Origin of the sequence: Actinomadura xylanilytica (assembly GCF_030283145.1) — a bacterium.
Classification (GTDB): Bacteria; Actinomycetota; Actinomycetes; order Streptosporangiales; family Streptosporangiaceae; genus Spirillospora; species Spirillospora xylanilytica.
Map to the genome: position 1 here is coordinate 181,120 of NZ_JASNWE010000006.1, position 16,597 is coordinate 197,716.

Annotated in this window: 17 protein-coding genes; 12 read left to right on the top strand and 5 right to left on the bottom strand. The window is 73.3% G+C overall.

The features are described from left to right. Positions 1-53 precede the first annotated feature (53 nt). The 6 genes from QP090_RS35065 (at position 54) to QP090_RS35090 (ending at position 5,274) form a co-directional block, all read left to right on the top strand. Complete coding sequence (locus tag QP090_RS35065; RefSeq protein ID WP_285944042.1) at positions 54-1,268, top strand: ABC transporter substrate-binding protein; 1,215 nt, start codon at positions 54-56, stop codon at positions 1,266-1,268. Then, complete coding sequence (locus tag QP090_RS35070; RefSeq protein WP_285944043.1) at positions 1,268-2,026, top strand: ABC transporter ATP-binding protein; 759 nt, start codon at positions 1,268-1,270, stop codon at positions 2,024-2,026. Before QP090_RS35065 ends, QP090_RS35070 begins: the two co-directional genes overlap by 1 nt. Then, on the top strand, positions 2,023-2,736 hold the full coding sequence (locus tag QP090_RS35075; protein WP_285944044.1) for an ABC transporter ATP-binding protein: 714 nt from the start codon (positions 2,023-2,025) through the stop codon (positions 2,734-2,736). Before QP090_RS35070 ends, QP090_RS35075 begins: the two co-directional genes overlap by 4 nt. Then, positions 2,733-3,611 carry a branched-chain amino acid ABC transporter permease gene (locus QP090_RS35080; RefSeq protein ID WP_285944045.1) on the top strand — a complete coding sequence of 293 codons (879 nt, stop codon included), beginning with the start codon at positions 2,733-2,735 and terminating at the stop codon, positions 3,609-3,611. The genes QP090_RS35075 and QP090_RS35080 overlap by 4 nt, the downstream gene beginning before the upstream one ends. Further along, a complete protein-coding gene (locus QP090_RS35085; protein WP_285944046.1) occupies positions 3,608-4,702 on the top strand; it encodes a branched-chain amino acid ABC transporter permease in 1,095 nt (364 codons plus the stop codon). Before QP090_RS35080 ends, QP090_RS35085 begins: the two co-directional genes overlap by 4 nt. 137 nt (positions 4,703-4,839) lie before the next feature. Next, a complete protein-coding gene (locus QP090_RS35090) occupies positions 4,840-5,274 on the top strand; it encodes a RidA family protein (RefSeq protein ID WP_285944047.1) in 435 nt (144 codons plus the stop codon). On the opposite strand, the gene murA is transcribed toward QP090_RS35090, so the two are convergent. From murA to QP090_RS35105, 3 genes are all read right to left on the bottom strand, one after another. Further along, a complete protein-coding gene (gene murA, locus QP090_RS35095) occupies positions 5,242-6,549 on the bottom strand; it encodes a UDP-N-acetylglucosamine 1-carboxyvinyltransferase (RefSeq protein WP_285944048.1) in 1,308 nt (435 codons plus the stop codon). The genes QP090_RS35090 and murA overlap by 33 nt on opposite strands. Positions 6,550-6,595: 46 nt before the next feature. Further along, positions 6,596-7,954 carry a protein kinase domain-containing protein gene (locus QP090_RS35100; protein ID WP_285944049.1) on the bottom strand — a complete coding sequence of 453 codons (1,359 nt, stop codon included), beginning with the start codon at positions 7,952-7,954 and terminating at the stop codon, positions 6,596-6,598. 141 nt (positions 7,955-8,095) lie between these two features. Then, positions 8,096-8,335, bottom strand: coding sequence for a hypothetical protein (locus tag QP090_RS35105; RefSeq protein ID WP_285944050.1), 240 nt, complete (start codon positions 8,333-8,335; stop codon positions 8,096-8,098). A 282-nt stretch (positions 8,336-8,617) separates the two neighbouring features. Here QP090_RS35105 and QP090_RS35110 point away from each other — a divergent pair, with 282 nt between their 5' ends. From QP090_RS35110 to QP090_RS35125, 4 genes are all read left to right on the top strand, one after another. Next, positions 8,618-10,567: an ABC transporter ATP-binding protein gene (locus QP090_RS35110; protein WP_285944051.1), complete on the top strand. Its 1,950-nt coding sequence runs from the start codon at positions 8,618-8,620 to the stop codon at positions 10,565-10,567. A gap of 39 nt (positions 10,568-10,606) precedes the next feature. After that, entirely contained in the window at positions 10,607-10,975 is a 369-nt protein-coding gene (locus tag QP090_RS35115) for a Dabb family protein (protein ID WP_285944052.1), read from the top strand. Positions 10,976-11,314: 339 nt separating this feature from the next. Beyond that, positions 11,315-12,187, top strand: a complete 873-nt coding sequence (locus tag QP090_RS35120; protein WP_285944053.1) for a TIGR03619 family F420-dependent LLM class oxidoreductase — start codon at positions 11,315-11,317, stop codon at positions 12,185-12,187. A gap of 37 nt (positions 12,188-12,224) precedes the next feature. After that, positions 12,225-12,668: a nuclear transport factor 2 family protein gene (locus tag QP090_RS35125; RefSeq protein WP_285944054.1), complete on the top strand. Its 444-nt coding sequence runs from the start codon at positions 12,225-12,227 to the stop codon at positions 12,666-12,668. A gap of 190 nt (positions 12,669-12,858) precedes the next feature. Here QP090_RS35125 and QP090_RS35130 read toward each other — a convergent pair whose 3' ends face one another. Together QP090_RS35130 and QP090_RS35135 are read right to left on the bottom strand one after the other, a co-directional pair. After that, positions 12,859-13,524, bottom strand: coding sequence for a GntR family transcriptional regulator (locus QP090_RS35130; protein WP_285944055.1), 666 nt, complete (start codon positions 13,522-13,524; stop codon positions 12,859-12,861). Continuing rightward, a complete protein-coding gene (locus tag QP090_RS35135) occupies positions 13,521-14,666 on the bottom strand; it encodes a CaiB/BaiF CoA transferase family protein (RefSeq protein ID WP_285944056.1) in 1,146 nt (381 codons plus the stop codon). Before QP090_RS35135 ends, QP090_RS35130 begins: the two co-directional genes overlap by 4 nt. Positions 14,667-14,786: 120 nt before the next feature. Between QP090_RS35135 and QP090_RS35140 the strand changes: the two genes are divergently transcribed. Together QP090_RS35140 and QP090_RS35145 are read left to right on the top strand one after the other, a co-directional pair. Then, positions 14,787-15,965, top strand: a complete 1,179-nt coding sequence (locus QP090_RS35140) for an acyl-CoA dehydrogenase family protein (RefSeq protein WP_285944057.1) — start codon at positions 14,787-14,789, stop codon at positions 15,963-15,965. 205 nt (positions 15,966-16,170) lie between these two features. Further along, the gene (locus tag QP090_RS35145; protein WP_285944058.1) at positions 16,171-16,428 is read left to right on the top strand and encodes a hypothetical protein; all 258 of its coding nucleotides are present in this window, start codon (positions 16,171-16,173) and stop codon (positions 16,426-16,428) included. Positions 16,429-16,597 lie beyond the last annotated feature (169 nt).

Here is a 16,597-nt window from a genome sequence, read left to right on the forward strand (position 1 = left end):
TGCGAATATGTCATGCATGAAGCATGATGCCCGGACCATTGAGGAGGTGTGAGATGCGACTCATCAGGACCGCGGCGGCCCCACCCCGCCGCGCGGTCGCCGCCGGATCGGCCGCCGCGCTGGCCGCCGCGCTCGCCGCCGGCTGCTCCACGGACGCCTCGCTGGCGGACGACGTGGTGGGGGTAGGCGTCATCCAGGAGGCCACCGGCACCTACGCCAACTACGCCAAGCAGTTCAACGGCGGGTTCAAGGCGGGGCTCGACCTGGCCGGCGGTGGCACCGGCGTGATCGCGGGCCGGAAGGTCAAGGTCACCTACCTCGACAGCGGCGGCAACGCGGCCAAGGCGATCTCCCAGGCCAAGGACCTCATCGGCAAGGGCTACAAGTTCATCGTCGGCCCGGTCGACTCCGGCGTGGCCCAGCAGCTCGCCCCGCTCGCCTGGCAGAACAAGGTCGTCTTCATCCCGGACGGCTCCACCGACGAGAGCACCGGCGCCAACCGCTACACCTTCCGCGCCAGCATGCAGACCTGGCAGCAGATCGCCACGACCGCCGAGTACCTCGGGCTCGCCGGCAAGCGGGTCGTGCTGCTCGGCCAGGACAGCGCCTTCGGCCAGACCTACGGCGCGTCCCTGAAGACCTACCTGGCCAAGAAGGGCCTGCCGCCGGCCGCCGCCGAGGTGGCGGTGCCGATGGGCGCGCAGGACTTCACCCCGTTCGCCGTCAAGGTCAAGAACGCCCGCCCGGACGTGCTGTTCGTGGCCTTCGCCGGCACCGCCAAGGCCCGCATGTTCCGCGCCCTCGACGAGCAGGGCGTGCTGGACAAGGCCGCGGCGACCGCCGAGCTGCCGCTGGCGGCGGAGTACACCGCGTTCGGCGACTCCGCCGGCAAGATCCTCTACTACGCGCGGCACTTCGCCGGCGCCGTGGACACCCCCGAGGACCGCGCGCTCTCCGCCGGCGCCCGCAAGCACGGCGCCCCGAACGAGCAGATCAGCAGCAACGGCTTCACCACCGCGCAGATGATCCAGCGCGCCGTGACCGAGGGCGGCGGCCGGGACGCCGACAAGATGGTCAAGGCGCTGGAGGGCTGGCGGTTCCAGGGCCCCAAGGGGCCCTTCGAGATCCGGTCCGCCGACCACGCGATGCTCCAGCCGATGCTGGTCGCGCGGCTGGTCAAGGACGGCGCGAGCTGGAAGCCCAAGCTGGTCAAGGCCCTCGATCCGGCCGACACCGCGCCCCCTCCGGCCCCGATGGCGGTGAAGTGATGACCGAGTACGCCCTGGAGACCCGGGGTCTCGGCCTGCGCATCGGCGCGGCCGTCATCCTCGACGACGTCTCGCTCACCGCCCGCCGCGGCGAGCTGGTCGCGGTGATCGGCCCGAACGGCGCCGGGAAGACCTCGCTGTTCAACCTGATCACCGGCGTGCACCGCCCGACCGGCGGCAGCGTGCTGCTCGGCGGGCGCGACGTCACCGCGATGGCGGTGCACCGGCGCGGCCGGCTCGGCCTCGGCCGCACCTTCCAGACCTCGTCGGTGTTCCCCGCCCTGCCGGTGCTGGAGAACGCCAGGCTGGCCGCGAAGGCGCACCTCGGCGGGGTGCTCAACGTCCTGAAGCCCGCCGGGAGCGACGCCCGCGCCACCGCCGTCGCCCGCGACTGCCTGGAGCGGGTCGGCCTGGCCGCCCGCGCGGACACCGCGGCCGGCGCCCTCTCGCACGGCGAGAAGCGCAAGCTGGAGCTCGCCCTCGTCCTGGCCCAGGACCCCTCGGTGATCCTGCTGGACGAGCCGATGGCCGGGATGAGCGCCGAGGACGTCCCCGAGCTCACCGAGCTGATCGGCTCGCTGCGCGGCACCGGCGGCGAGCGCACCGTCCTGCTCATCGAGCACCACATGAACGTCGTCCTCGGCCTCGCCGACCGCGTCGCGGTGATGCACCACGGCACGCTGCTCGCGCTCGACACACCGGAGAAGGTCATGGCGGACGCGACCGTGCAGAGCGCCTACCTCGGGGAGCCGCTGTGAGTTCACCACTGCTGGAGGTCACCGACCTGCACGTCCGGATCGGCGGCTCGCACATCCTGCAAGGCGTCGGGTTCACCGTCGCCAAGGGCGGCGTGACCGCGCTGCTCGGCCGCAACGGCGTCGGCAAGACCACCACGATCAAGGCCGTGATGGGCCTGGTCCGGTCCACCGGCACGATCACCCTGGACGGCGCCGCGATCGGCGGCGCCCGCACGTTCGCCATCGTCCGCCGCGGCGTCGGCTACGTGCCCGAGGACCGCGAGGTCTTCGCCGGCCTGACCGTCGGGGAGAACCTCCGCCTCGCCCGGCTGGACGGCGCCGACCGCTGGGACCTGGTGTTCGACCTGTTCCCGGAGCTGAAGAAGCGGCTCGGGCAGCAGGCCGGGACGCTGTCGGGCGGCCAGCAGCAGATGGTCTCACTGGCCCGCGTGCTGCTCAACGACCACCGGCTGCTGCTCGTCGACGAGCCCACCAAGGGCCTGGCGCCCAAGGTCGTCGGCGAGGTCGCCGACGCGCTCGCCCGCGCCGCCGAGATCGCCACCCTCGTCCTGGTCGAGCAGGACCTGAAGGTCGTCCGGCGGCTGGCCGGCGATGCCGTCGTCCTGGACCACGGCCAGGTCGTGCACACCGGCGACGCGGCGGCGCTGCTCGCGGACGAGGAACTGACCCGCCGGCTCCTCGGGGTCGGCATGAGCGAGGGGGCCGCGTGAGTACCGTCATTCTGCTGGCCGTCACCGGGCTGGCGCTCGGCGCGCTGTACTTCCTGATCGCGGCGGGGATCTCCCTGGCGTTCGGGCTGATGCACGTGCTCAACTTCGCGCACGGCGCGTTCCTCACCATCGGCGCCTACGCGGGCTACCTCGTCGCGTCGGGCGGCGGCGACGTCGGGACCGGCAGGTTCGTCCTGATGCTGGCCGCCGGGACCCTCGCGGGCGCGCTGGCCGCGGTGGTCACCGAGCTGCTGCTGATCCGCCCGCTGTACGGCAACACGCACGCGCAGCTACTGGTCACCGTGGGGCTGTCGCTCGCGCTCGTCGCGCTCATCGAGGAGCTGGCGGGCAGCGACGCGCGCGGCTACCACTCCCCCGGCTGGGCGAACGCGACCACCGAGATCGCTGGCAGCGCGATCCGCGGCAGCCGGTTCCTCGCGATCGGCGTCGCGGTGCTGGTGCTGGCCGCGCTGGTGGTGTTCCTGCGCCGCACCCGCTACGGCCTGATCATCCGGGCCGGGGTGGAGAACCGCTCGATGGTGACCGCCCTCGGCATCGACGTGCGCCGCGCCTTCACCCTGGTGTTCGCGCTCGGCGGCGCCGCGGCCGGGCTCGGCGGCGTGATCGCCGGCTCCTACTTCGGGCAGGTGGAGCCGCGGGTCGGCACCGGGCTGTTCATCTACGCGCTGATCGTGATCGTGATCGGCGGGCTCGGCTCGCTGACCGGCACGGCCGTGGCCGCGGTGCTGGTCGGGCTGCTCCAGCAGTTCCTCAACTACTACGCGGCCGGGGTCGGCGACCTGTCGGTCCTCGCGCTGCTCGCCCTCGTCCTGCTCGCCCGGCCCGCGGGCCTGTTCCGGAGCACCGCCTCATGACGCAATCCCAACCCAAGAAGGCCGCGCTCGGCCCCGCCGCGCTCGGCGCGATCGCGCTCGCCGTGGCCGCCGTGCTGCCGCTGATCCCGGTCGGGGTCAAGGGGATCATGCCCGGCCCGTTCAGCACCGCCGGAACGTTGCAGCTCCTCGCGGTGTGCCTGGTGTTCGGGGCGCTCGCGCTCACCTACGACCTGGTGTTCGGGAGGGCCGGGCTGCTGTCGTTCGGGCACGCGCTGTTCTTCGCGACCGGCGTGTACGCCTGCAACATCGCGATCGTGCACGCCGGCCTGCCCTTCGTGCCCGCCGTGCTGGTCACCCTGGTCGTCGGCGCCGCCGTCGCCGCGCTGGTCGGCGCGCTAAGCCTGCGCGTCAAGGGCATCGCGTTCGCGATGGTGACGCTCGCGTTCGCGCAGGCCGCCTCGGTGCTGGTGCTGCTCAACCCGGGCCACTACACCGGCGGCGAGGAGGGCCTCGGCCTGGACGCGACGGCGATCCCGCGCGCGTTCGTCGGCGTGGTCAACACCCGCAACCTCTACTGGCTCGCGCTGGCCCTGCTGGTGCTGGTGTACGCGATCGTCCGCTGGACGGCGCGGTCCGAGCCCGGCCGGGCCGCCGAGGCGCTGCGCGAGAACGAGCAGCGCGCCACCGTCCTCGGCATCGCCTCGTTCCCGGTGCGGCTGCTGCTGTTCACCGTCGCCGGGACGCTCGCCACCCTCTGCGGGATCGTCTACCTGCTGGCGATCGGCAGCTCCACCCACCAGGTCACCGACTCGCACTTCAGCCTGACCGTGCTGGTCATGGTGGTGCTCGGCGGGCTCGGCAGCCGCTGGGGCGTGGTGGTCGGCGGGGTGCTGTACCACTTCCTGGACGACCGGCTCAGCGCGCTCGCGACGACCGCGTTCGTCCAGGACCTCCCGGCGGTGCTCCGCGCGCCGCTGTCGCAGCCGCTGTTCCTGCTCGGGGTGATCTTCATCGTGGTGGTGCTATTCCTGCCCGGCGGCATCGCCGGCGCGTTCGGCCACCGCACCCACCAGGCCGCCGCGATCGAGGGTCTGCTCGGCCGCTTCCGCCGCGCGCCCAAGCCCGGCTGACCGGGCCGTAAAGCGGTCGCCCCACCCGCTGGGACGATCTAGCCTGTCCGGATGGACACCACCATCGAACGGCCGGGGCGGGATCCGCGCCGCACGGATCCCGCTCCCGGCCACGGCCGCCCCGGATCGGACGCCCGATGAGCGTCACCCTCGTCCGCAACGGCGACCTCGCGCAGACCGTCGACTACGCCTACGCCGCCGTCGCGGACGCCCCGGTCCGCGCGGTCTGGACGGCGGGCGCGTGCCCGCTCGACGCCGACGGGAACACCGTCGCGCCCGGCGACCACGCCGCGCAGGCCCGCCAGGTCATGCGCAACCTCACCGCCGCGCTGGACGCCGCCGGCGCGTCCCTCTCCGACATCGTCAAGACCACCGTCTACGTGGCCTCCTCCCGCCAGGAGGACCTCGTCGCGGCCTGGGACGTGGTGCGCGCCCACATGGGCGACCACGACGCGCCGTCCACCCTGCTCGGCGTGACCGTCCTCGGCTACGACGGCCAACTCGTCGAGGTGGAGGCCGTCGCCGTCCTCGCCCCGCCGTCAGGCCTCGCGGCTGCGCAGGCTCAGCCCTAGCGCGCGGAACTGCTCGACCGGACGGTGGTAGCCGCGCTCGATGTGGTGCACCCCGCGCAGCCTGGACGGCCCCTCGGCGACCGCCGCGGCCAGGACCGCGGAGAAACCGGCCCGGATGTCGGGCATCGTGACATCGCCGCCGCGCAGCTTGGACACGCCGCGCACCACCGCGGAGTGCACGGCGGCGGTGTCGTGGTAGCGGCACGCGGGCCCGCCGAGGCAGGTGTCGTACACCTCGATCTCGGCGCCCATGCTCTTCAGCGCCGGGACGTAGGCGAGCCGGTTCTCGTACACCGTCTCGTGCAGCACCGACATCCCGTCCGCCTGGGTGAACAGCACCATCAGCGGCGTCTGCCAGTCGGTCGCGAACCCGGGGTGGGTGTCGGTCTGCACCGCCGCGGGCCGCAGCCCCTCCGGCGCCGACGCCATGATCCAGTCGTCGGTGATGTCGAACTGGGCGCCCATCCCCGACAGCGTGGTGATCGCGGTGACCAGCCGGTCCTGCGGGCAGCCGTGCACCCGCACCTCGCCGCTGGTGACCAGGCCCGCCACCAGGTAGGAGAACGCCTCGATCCGGTCGCCCGCCAGCCGGGTGGACGCGCCGCCGAGCCGCTCGACGCCCTCCACCACGATCCGCCGGTCCGGGGCGAACGAGATCCGCGCGCCCATCCGCTGGAGGAACAGCGCCAGCTCGATGATCTCCGGCTCGGTCGCCGCGTTCCGGATCACCGTCTTGCCCTCGGCCCGCACCGCCGCGAGCAGCACCGTCTCGGTCGCGCCGACGCTCGGGTAGGGCAGGTCGACGCGCGTCCCGACGAGCCTGGACGCGCGGGCGTGGATGCCGTCGGGCGCGATCTCCACCTCGGCGCCGAACGCGCGCAGCGCGTCCACGTGGAAGTCGACCGGCCGCCGGCCGATCGGGTCGCCGCCGACCAGCGGGACGAACGACTCGCCCGCCAGGTGCAGCAGCGGCCCCAGCATCAGGATCGGGATCCGGTTCAGCCCGGTGAACGCCTTGCCCACGCCGGGCTCGGTCACCGCCCCGGGAACGACCGTGATCTCGTCGCCGGAACGCTCCACCGTCATCCCGACGTGCTCCAGCATCGCCGCGGTGATCCCGACCTCGCCGACGTCCGGCGCGTTGCGGATCGTGCTCGGTTCGGCGCCGAGCATGGCGGCCACCATGTGCTTGCTGACCGCGTTCTTGGCCCCCCGCACCGTGACGTCGCCGCGCAGCGGCCCGGACGGCTCGATCTCCCATAGCTTCTCGGTCATCAAAGCAGCCTACGGCGGCCCGCGGGCGGCCCCGACCCTGCGGCCCCTACTGGACGGTCAACATCGGGAGCCGCCCCTGCCGGGTCGCGCGCGCCTGCGCCACCGGCACGTCCTTCGCCCCGCGCAGCCGGGTGACCCTCGGCGGGTGCAGCGTCGACAGCCCGTAGGTGCCGCGCGCGAGCCCCTCGGGGACCTTGAACGTGTAGCTGCTCGTCCGGACCGTGACGTGACCGCACGGCCGCAGCGGGGCCGTCTTGGGCTCGCCGGCCTGCACCGTCGCGCCAATCTTCCGCCCCGCCGCCATGGGAAGAGGCGTGGACGGCGGGTACAGCCACACCGCCGCCGGCGGAAGCCCGTCCCCCACCACCCACTGGACCCGCTTGCCCACCGGCGGGCATCCCGACCGGTCGGTGCGGCGGTCCGTCATCCGGACGGTCACGGTGTTGCCGGGGTGCACCTTGGCGGGCGTCACCGTCAGCCGGACTTCCATGGTCCTGCGGTTGTTCGCCTGGGCGGCCTTGGCGGCACCGACGACCTTCGCGGTCGGGGCGACCGTGAACACCATCCGCCCCGTGGACGTCCCGCCGCCGGGCGCGACCGGCACCGCCGCCTGCACGGCCGGACGCTCCGGCTCCGGCGCCGCGTCGTCCCCGGACCACACGAACGCCACGACCCCCGCCGCCGCGACGAGGACGGCCACGCCCCCAGCCGCCAGGAGCGGCTTGCGCAGCGAGCGGCGCGGCTTGGTGACGGCCACCAGACCCGCGACGCCCCGCTGCTCCCAGTCGTCCCCGTACGCCTGCCCGGCCACGTCGTCCAGCAGCTCGGCGAACCGCCCGGCGGCCGGCCGCGCCAGGGGGTTCTCCGCCAGCCCCCGGACGACCAGCGGCCTGAGCACCTCGGGGGCCGCCGTCAAGGAGACGGGCGTGTCCCGTCCGGCCAGGCACTCGAAGAACACCACCGTCGCTGCGAGGACGTCGGCGGCGGCGTCGGCTCCTTCGTCCGCCACGAGCCCGAAACCGCCGACCCGGCAGACGCCGTCCTCACCGACCAGCACCTCCGCCGCCCGGAAGTCCCGGTGCACGACCCCGGCGCCATGCGCGGCGGCCAGCCCGAGCAGCGAGTCCTTCAGGACGTGCAGGGCGGCCTCGGGCGCCAGCGGCCCGGTCTCGGCGAGCACGGCGGGCAGCGCGAGCCCGTCGGCCGGCTCCGTCACGACGGCCGCGTCCCGCCCGTCCTCGACGTATTCGAGAACGCGGACCAGCTGGGGCACGAGCAGCTCCCCCAGCAGCGCGGACTCCGCACGGATCCGCTCGTCCGCGGCGAGGTACCTGATCTCCACCCGCTCACCGGTATCGTCCCGCACCGCCTGGACGACACGTCCCGAGGCCCCTTCACTCAGCACCCGCACAACGGAACAGCCCGGAACACCCCAATTCATGGGTGTACCTTCCCGTCCCACCAGGTGCATCGCAAGTTCAACACCAGGGCTTGCGCGCCAGCTCCGCCCGCGCCGTGGTCGGCGACCTCCACCCGGCGCCGCCGGTCAGTGCCTGACGACCCGGCGGCCGTACGTGCCGTCCAGGCAGAACGTGATCGAAGAACCACCAGCGGGGGAACCGTCGCGCACGGGACGGCCGCCGCCCGCCTCGCACTGCGCCTTGGTGACCGAAGGCTTGTCGCGCTGGGGTTGGAAACGCGGGTCGCCGAGCGAGCCACAGGAGACCGCGGCGCCCAGCACGAGCAGCGGGAGGCCGACCCGAACGAGGCGGCTGACGGATCGCATGACTGGACCTCGGCTCTCGTGAATGCCTACGACGGGCGCTCATCTCATCGCCGTGCGCAACCACCGTAGTCAAGCCCGGCCGCGTCCGACACCCTCGGCAGCGCACATGCCCGCGTCCGGCAGAACGGGCGGTCCGCGGGGAAAGGGGCCCGCCCGCGCCTGTCCGGAGGCGGCCATGCACGGTCAGGGCACAGTGGCCCCCAGGCAGCCCGTCCCCCTGCCTACGGTGACGGAGGGAGTCCCGATGGGCGGGCGTGGGCGAGCGTGGGCGAGGGGCGGACGATGGGTGTGCTGCGAGACCGTTTCTCCCGTCCCCGCAAACCACGCGCCCCGGACACCGCACCGGTGCCGGGGCCCGAGCTGACCCGGCCGCGCTGGTACGGCCGCAATGCCGAACTCGCCGAGACCGGGGTGGGCACCATGGCGCGGCGGCTGCCCGCGCTGATCGCCCACGCGCTGCGGCTGGCCTGGCGGGCGAACCGGCGCGACACCATGGCGGCGGTCGGGTTGAATCTGACCGCCGGCCTGTGCACCGCCTTCGGGCTGCTCGCCACGACCGGGGTACTGACCGCGCTGTTCACCGGCGGGCCGACGCCCGACCGGGTCCGCGCCGCCGTCCCGTCCCTGGCCATGGTCGCCGCCGCGGTCGCCGCCAAGGCGGGGCTGACGGCGGCGGCGGGCTGGGCCCAGGCCCGGCTGCGGCCCCAGGTGGAGCGGCTCGTGGAGGTCCGGCTCTACGAGCTCACCACCGCCGTGGAGCTGACGGCACTGGACGACTCGGCCTTCCTGGACGAGCTCCAGCGCGCCGAGTCCCGCGGGATGACGGCGGCGCCCTCGATGGTCGACCACATGGTGGACATGCTCACCGCGGCGGTCGGGGTGGCCGCCGCCGCGGGCGCTTTGGGCGTGCTGCACCCCGTCCTGCTCCCGCTGCTGCTCCTGACCGCGCTCCCCGAGGGCTGGGCCGCGATCCGTGCCGCCCGGCTGGGCTACCTCACCGAGCTGACCCTGGTCTCGGCGCGGCGCCGCAAGTGGATCCTGTCGGACCTGATGACCGACCGCCACCACGCCGCGGAGGTCCGGTCCGCCGGCGTCCGCGGCGTGCTGCTCGGCCAGTTCGGACGGCTCGCCGGGCACGTCCGGGCCGCCCAGCTCGACCTCGCCCGGCGGCAGACCCTCGCGCAGGTGCACGGGGCCGCGCTGAAGGGCGCCGCGACCGCCATGGTGTACGTCGCGCTCGGTCTCCTGCTGTGGCGGGGCCTGATGCCGCTGGCCGTGGCCGGCACCGCCGTCCTGGCGATCCGCGCCGGGCAGTCCTCCCTGGTCAACCTCATCTACGCGGTCAACCGCTGCTACGAGGACGGCCTGTACTTCGGCGACTACCTGGCCTTCTGCACCCGGGCCGAGGCCCGGCTCCGGCAGCCGGGCGGCGGCGCCCACCCGGCCCCGCCCGGGGACTTCGAGGAGATCACCGCCGACGGCGTCACCTTCACCTACCCCGGCGGCGGCGCACCCGCGCTGCGCGGGGTGTCGATGCGGATCCGCGCCGGTGAGATCGTCGCGCTGGTCGGGGAGAACGGCTCCGGCAAGACCACCCTCGCCAAGATCCTCGCCGGGCTGTACACCCCCGACGACGGCGAGGTCCGCTGGGACCAGGTGCCGGTGGGCCGGGCCGATCCCGACCTCCTGCGCGCGCACATCGCCGTCATCGCCCAGGACCACACGCACTGGCCCATGACCGCCCGCGACAACATCGCCCTCGGCGACGAGTCCCCCCGGGACGATCTCCAGCACGCGGTCGAGACGGCCGCCACCGCCTCCGGTGCCGACCAGGTCGTCGACGGCCTCGCCGACCGCTACGACACCCTCCTGGACCGGCGCTTCGAGGGCGGCGTCGAGCTCTCCGGCGGCCAGTGGCAGCGGCTGGCCGCCGCGCGCGGCTTCTACCGTCGGGCGCCGCTGCTCATCTGCGACGAGCCGACGGCAGCGCTGGACGCCCGCGCCGAGCACGCCCTGTTCGAGCGCATCCGCGGCCACGCGCACGGCCGGACCGTCCTGCTGATCACGCACCGCCTGGCCAGCGTCCGGCACGCCGACCGCATCTACGTGTTCGACCGCGGCCACATCACCGAGCACGGCGACCACTCCACCCTCATGGGCGTCAACGGCCTGTACGCCGAGCTCTACACCCTCCAGGCATCCGCCTACCAGCCCCCCGCCGAACCGATGTGATCACCCCGCGGCCCCGGCGTCCGCCGACGCCGCGGTCCCGTGCACCGTCATCGCCAGAGCAACGCCCTGGAGCACCTACGCAGGATGGGGCGGGAGATCGAAGCGGTGCAGAGCTTCTGCGTCGGCCGCGACGTGGGGGCGGAGTTCGACTACGGCGCAATGTTCGCGGTGAAGGACATCGAGGGCTACCGGGCGTACATGCACGCGCCGATCCACCGGGAGACCGACTCCGTCAGCCTGCCGATCCTCGACAAGATGATCTCGCAGGACCTCACCGACGACGAGGACCCGGCGATCGGTGCGCAGATCCAGGAGATCCACCGCACCCGCTACGCCAACGACCCCGAACTGGTCGCACTGGTCGACGGCCTGGACTCCTACACCGGCAGCGGACGGCCGTCGGCCTGAGCGTCCTTCAGTGCGGCCACGGCGTGGGCGCGATGGGCGTCAAGGATCCGCAGGGCCTCGCACATAGGGCCTCCGCGGGGCGGACCGCCGGCGCCGGGACGGGCTCGTCGAGGAGGGGCGGCACCGGGCGTCCACGCCGAGATCGTCGCCGGGAACGCGATCCACGACGGGCTCCGAAGCCGCTCGTCGAAGACGGTTCCGCCGCCGACGATGCCACGTGGACCGCGGTCACGGCCCGTCCCTGGGCGACGGCCGCCTCGCCGCCTAACCGGGTATGGCCTGCGACTGATACAGGTTCTAGTATCTGACGATCTGCCGTCGCCGACTGGAGCCGCTTCCATGAGGTTCACCTACGCCGAGGCCATGACCGATCCGTCGTACTACCTTCCGCTGGCCCGCGCCGCCGAAGCGGCCGGATACACCGGGTTCTCGGTCGCCGACTCGCTCGTCTACCCGAAGGAGTCGGACTCGACCTATCCCTACACCGAGGACGGCAACCGGGAGTTCCTTGAGGACAAGAGCTTCATCGAGACGTTCACGCTGATCGCGGCCATGGGCGCCGTGACGAGCACGATCCGGTTCACGCCGTTCGTGCTCAAGCTGCCCGTGCGCCCGCCGGTGCTGGTCGCCAAGCAGGCGACCTCGATCGCCTGCCTGACCGGTGGACGGCTCGGTCTCGGCGTGGGCCTCAGCCCCTGGCCCGAGGACTTCGCGGTGATGGGCGTCCCGTGGGAGCGGCGCGGCAAGCGGATGGACGAGGCGATCGACATCGTCCGAGGCCTGGCCACCGGCGAGTACTTCGAGTACCACGGCGAGTTCTTCGACCTCCCCGCGATCAAGATGACCCCCGCCCCCGCCCGGCCGATCCCGATCCTGGTCGGCGGACACAGCGAGGCGGCCCTGCGTCGGGCCGTGATCCGCGGCGACGGATGGATGCACGCGGGCAACGACGATCTCGACGGCCTCCTGGCCAGACTGGACCGCATCCGCACGGCCGAGGGCAGGTCCGGCGACCCATTCGAGATCCATGTGATCTCCATGGACGCCTACACGCCCGACGGGGTGAAGCGGCTGGAGGACAAGGGCGTCACCGACGTGATCGTCGGCTTCCGGGTGCCCTACGCCAAGGGACCCGACACCGAGCCCCTGGGGCAGAAGATCGAGCACCTCGAGCGCTTCGCCGAGACGGTCATCGCCAAGGTCGGCCACTGACCTTGGCGGCAAATGAGAACACGTTACAATTTTCCCCATGGACTCTGTCACCTGGGACGCCCCCGACGCCGACCACCCCGCGCGCCGGGCCGCGCGCGCGTCGATGGCCGCCGTCGCGGCGGGCCGCAAGGACGAGTGGCTGCGACTCTTCGCGCCCGACGCGCTCGTGGAGGACCCCGTCGGCCCGTCCTTCCTGGATCCCGACGGCGCCGGCCATCGCGGCCACCAGGGCATCGGCGCCTTCTGGGACGGCTTCATCGCCTCCATCAGCGGCTACCACTTCGAGGTCGCCGACTCCTTCGCCAACGGCGCCTGCTGCGCCAACGTCGCCACGATCACCACGACCATGGGCGACGGCACCGCCATGACCATCGACTGCGTCCTGATCTACACCGTGGACGAGGCCGGCCTCATCACCTCGCTCCGCGCCCACTGGGAGCCGGATCGCGCGATGGCGACCCTGGCCGGACCCACCTCCTGAGACGGGAAGCCGTCGCGGCGCCCGCGTCGGCCGCCCCGCCCTCAGACGGCCACCGCCTCGATGGACGGTGGTCGCGACCAGCGTGTTGACGACCACGGTGGCGGCGATCAGCAGGATCATCCCGATCATGCTGGTGTTCTCGGCGTTGCGGTGGCCGGCGGCCTTGGCGAGCCCGGGGCGGTGTTCCCGGTCAGCGCAGACCGCTGAGGTCTTCCAGGGCGGCGACGGCGTGGGCGCGGTGCAGGTCGAGGACGCGCAGCGCCTCGTCCACGTCGCGGCGGCGCAGGGCGTCGAGGGCGGCGTGGTGCTCGGCGATCACGCGCGCGCGGTTGGCGTCCTCGCCGTAGTAGATCGACCGGTAGGCGTCGGTGGCGTCCCACTGCGCGGCGATGAGCCTGGTCAGCCGCGGCATCCCGGCACAGGTGTAGAGCCTCATATGGAACGCGCGGTTGGCCTCGGCCATGCCGAGCACGTCAGCGGCCTCGGCGGCGCGCTCCACCCCGAGCTGGGCCTTCTCCAGCTCCACCACGTCGTCATCGGAGAGCCGGGCGAGCGCCTGCCGCACCGCCTCCTCCTCCAGGATCTCCCGGATGCGGTACACCTCGCGCAGGTCGTCCAGCGACAGCTCCTCGACGCAGTAGCCGCGGTGCGCCCGGTAGCCGACCAGGCCCTCGCCCTGGAGCGTCTTGAGCGCCTCGCGCAGCGGGACGCGGCTGACGCCGAGCTCCCCGGCCAGCGCGTCCTGCCGGATCGGGGCGCCCGGACGCAGCCGGCCCGTGGTGATCGCGCGCCGGATCTCCGCCAGGACGAACTGCTGGGCCGTGGGCGGCCTGCCGAGGCGTTCAACCGGGCTCATCGCCCCAATATCTCACGGACCCACGCGTCGTCCTCGCCGAGCCGCGGCGGAGCCAGCCGGTACGCGGCCGGCGTCGCGCCGAGCCGGACCGGATTGGCGACCTGGTGCGCGCCCGCCTCCCGCCGGGGATCGTCCACCCGGACGGACGGCTCCAGGCCGAGACCGTCCCCGAACTCGAACGCGGCGGCCAGGTCGTTGATCGGCCCGCACGGCACCCCCGCCTCGGTGAGCGCGGCGAACCACGCGTCGGCGGTGCGCTCGGAGAGGGTCCGGGAGAGCTCGGTGACCAGGACGTCCCGGGCGGCGACCCGCCCGGAGTTGACCACGAAGCGCGCGTCGGCCGCGAGGTCGCCGCGCCCCAGCACCCCGCACAGCGCGCGGAACTGGCGGTCGTTCCCCGCCGCGATCACCATCGGGCGGTCGGCGGTCTCGAACACCTCGTACGGGACGATGCTCGGGTGCCGGTTGCCCATGGCCGCCGGCACCACCCCGGCCGCCACGTAGGCCGAGGCCTGGTTGGTCAGCGCCGACAGCAGCGAGGTCAGCAGCGCCACCTCGACCCGCTGGCCCTCGCCGGTGCGGTCGCGGTGCCGCAGCGCCGCCAGGACGCCGGTCAGGGCGTGCAGCCCGGTGATCACGTCCACCAGGGCCACGCCGGCCTTGGTGCCGCCCTGCCCCGGCTCGCCGGTGACGCTCATCAGCCCGCCGACGGCCTGCACGATCAGGTCGTAACCGGGCAGGCCGGCGCCCCCGCCGGCGCCGAAGCCGGTGATGGAGCAGTAGACGAGCCCGGGGTTGAGCTCCGCCATCGGCTCGTACCCGAGCCCGAGACGGTCCATCGCGCCGGGACGGAAGTTCTCCACCAGGACGTCCGCGCGGGCGGCCAGCGCGCGGGCCACCTCCAGATCGCCGGGGTCCTGGAGGTCGAGCGCGATCGACCGCTTGTTCCGGTTCACGGCGAGGTAGTAGGTCGCCTCGCCGTCCGCGTGCGGCGGCCCCCACGACCGGGTGTCGTCGCCGGTCCCGGGGCGTTCGACCTTGACCACCTCGGCACCGAGGTCGGCCATGAGCATCGTGGCGTACGGACCGGCCAGCACGCGGCTGAAGTCGGCGACGACCAGCCCCTCCAGCGCCCCGCTCACGCCGGCGTCCCAAGGACGTCCATTCGTCTCTCCCTCCTCGGGCGCCCCGCCCGGAGCCGGACCGCATGACGTTGGACACAATACTGGATCCAAAATCCAATCTATGGTGCAGTGGTCGCCGTGACCACGAGACCACCGGTCCACCCGTCCGCGCTGTTCGCCGTGGACGGGCTGCTGACCGACGAAGAACGCGACATCCGGCAGACCGTCCGGCGGCTCTGCGACGACGAGCTGCGCCCGCACCTGGCGGACTGGTTCGAGGAGGGCCGCGTCCCCGCGCGCGAGCTCGCGCGCCGGTTCGGCTCCCTCGGCCTGCTCGGCATGCACCTCCAGGGCTACGGCTGCGGCGGCCTCGGCGCCGTCGCGTACGGGCTGGCGTGCCTCGAGCTGGAGGCGGCCGACTCGGGCCTGCGCAGCCTGGTGTCGGTGCAGGGCTCCCTGGCCATGTACGCGATCTGGAAGTACGGATCCGAGGAGCAGAAGCGGGAGTGGCTGCCGGAGATGGCGGCGGGCGAGCGGATCGGCTGCTTCGGCCTCACCGAGCCCGACTTCGGCTCCGACCCCGCCGGAATGCGCACCCGGGCGCGACGCGACGGCGCCGACTGGGTGCTCGACGGCGGCAAAATGTGGATCACCAACGGGTCGGTCGCCGACGTCGCCGTGGTCTGGGCGCGGACCGGCGACGGCGTCCGCGGGTTTCTGGTCCCCGCCGGGACGCCCGGCTTCAGCGCCCGCGACGTCGGCCGCAAGCTCTCGCTGCGGGCGAGCGTGACCAGCGAGCTCGTCCTGGACGGCGTCCGGCTCCCGGCGGACGCCGTGCTCCCCGGCGCGCGCGGGCTGTCCGGCCCGCTCGGCTGCCTGAACGAAGCCCGCTTCGGGATCGTCTTCGGCGCGCTCGGCGCGGCGCTCGACTGCCTGGAGACGACCATCGCCTATGCGGCCGAGCGCGAGATCTTCGGCCGTCCGCTCGCCTCCTTCCAGCTCACCCAGGAGAAGCTGGCTGACTCGGCTCTGGAGATCGGCAAGGGGATGCTCCTCGCCGTCCACCTCGGCCGGCTCAAGGAGGCCGGCGCCCTCACCCCCGAACAGGTCAGCGTGGGCAAGCTCAACAACGTCCGCGAGGCCATCGCCGTCGCCCGCACCTGCCGCACCGTCCTCGGCGCGAACGGCGTCACGCTGGAGTACCCGGTGATGCGGCACGCGGCCAACCTGGAGTCGGTGCTCACCTACGAGGGAACCTCGGAGATCCACACCCTGGTGGTGGGCCGCGCGCTCACCGGCGTCCAGGCGTTCCAGTGACAGCAGACCGTCCACCCGCCCTGAACTGACAGGACGGGCCCGGCGCCCGCAGCGTCACAGTGCCCGCAGCGTCACAGTGCCCGGCCCGTTACGGCACCCGTAGCGTCACGGGCCGGGCAGGCTTCATGCAGCTCGCGGCCACGATGGGCAAAGCCGACGGAAAACGGGCACTGCACGCGGCGGGGGCGCGGCTACCGTGCCGGGCATGTCGAACAGCGCAGTGCACGGGATGTCGCCGGCGCAGGCCAGGACGGCGGGCCGGTTCTCGGGGAACGCCGGCGAGCCCGGCACGACCGGGCAGCCGGCTCCCGGTCCGCCGGCCCGGGAGCTGGACCCGGCCCTGGCCGGCCTGCTCGCCTGGCTGCCGCCGGCGGGCGGCACCCTCTCCCGTTCCGCGATCGAGCGCTGGTCGGAGGCGGCGCGCGCCGTCCTGACCCTCGCGTACGCCGCCGAGGAGGACTGACCGCGCTCCTCACCCCGGAACCCACCGCCCACCGCTCGCCCGGCAGGGAGGGCCTGAAAAGGGTCGGAGAAATGAGAAAGGCCCCGCCGAATGGCGGGGCCTTTCACAAAAAGAGTCCGGCGGTGTCCTACTCTCCCACACAGTCTCCCGTGCAGTACCATCGGCGCTG

Coding starts and splice junctions, on each gene's coding strand:
- QP090_RS35065 (WP_285944042.1), top strand. CDS start 54: ATGCGACTCATCAGGACCGCGGCGGCCCCACCCCGCCGCGCGGTCGCC.
- QP090_RS35070 (WP_285944043.1), top strand. CDS start 1,268: ATGACCGAGTACGCCCTGGAGACCCGGGGTCTCGGCCTGCGCATCGGC.
- QP090_RS35085 (WP_285944046.1), top strand. CDS start 3,608: ATGACGCAATCCCAACCCAAGAAGGCCGCGCTCGGCCCCGCCGCGCTC.
- QP090_RS35090 (WP_285944047.1), top strand. CDS start 4,840: ATGAGCGTCACCCTCGTCCGCAACGGCGACCTCGCGCAGACCGTCGAC.
- murA (WP_285944048.1), bottom strand. CDS start 6,549: ATGACCGAGAAGCTATGGGAGATCGAGCCGTCCGGGCCGCTGCGCGGC.
- QP090_RS35105 (WP_285944050.1), bottom strand. CDS start 8,335: ATGCGATCCGTCAGCCGCCTCGTTCGGGTCGGCCTCCCGCTGCTCGTG.
- QP090_RS35110 (WP_285944051.1), top strand. CDS start 8,618: ATGGGTGTGCTGCGAGACCGTTTCTCCCGTCCCCGCAAACCACGCGCC.
- QP090_RS35120 (WP_285944053.1), top strand. CDS start 11,315: ATGAGGTTCACCTACGCCGAGGCCATGACCGATCCGTCGTACTACCTT.
- QP090_RS35125 (WP_285944054.1), top strand. CDS start 12,225: ATGGACTCTGTCACCTGGGACGCCCCCGACGCCGACCACCCCGCGCGC.
- QP090_RS35130 (WP_285944055.1), bottom strand. CDS start 13,524: ATGAGCCCGGTTGAACGCCTCGGCAGGCCGCCCACGGCCCAGCAGTTC.
- QP090_RS35145 (WP_285944058.1), top strand. CDS start 16,171: ATGTCGAACAGCGCAGTGCACGGGATGTCGCCGGCGCAGGCCAGGACG.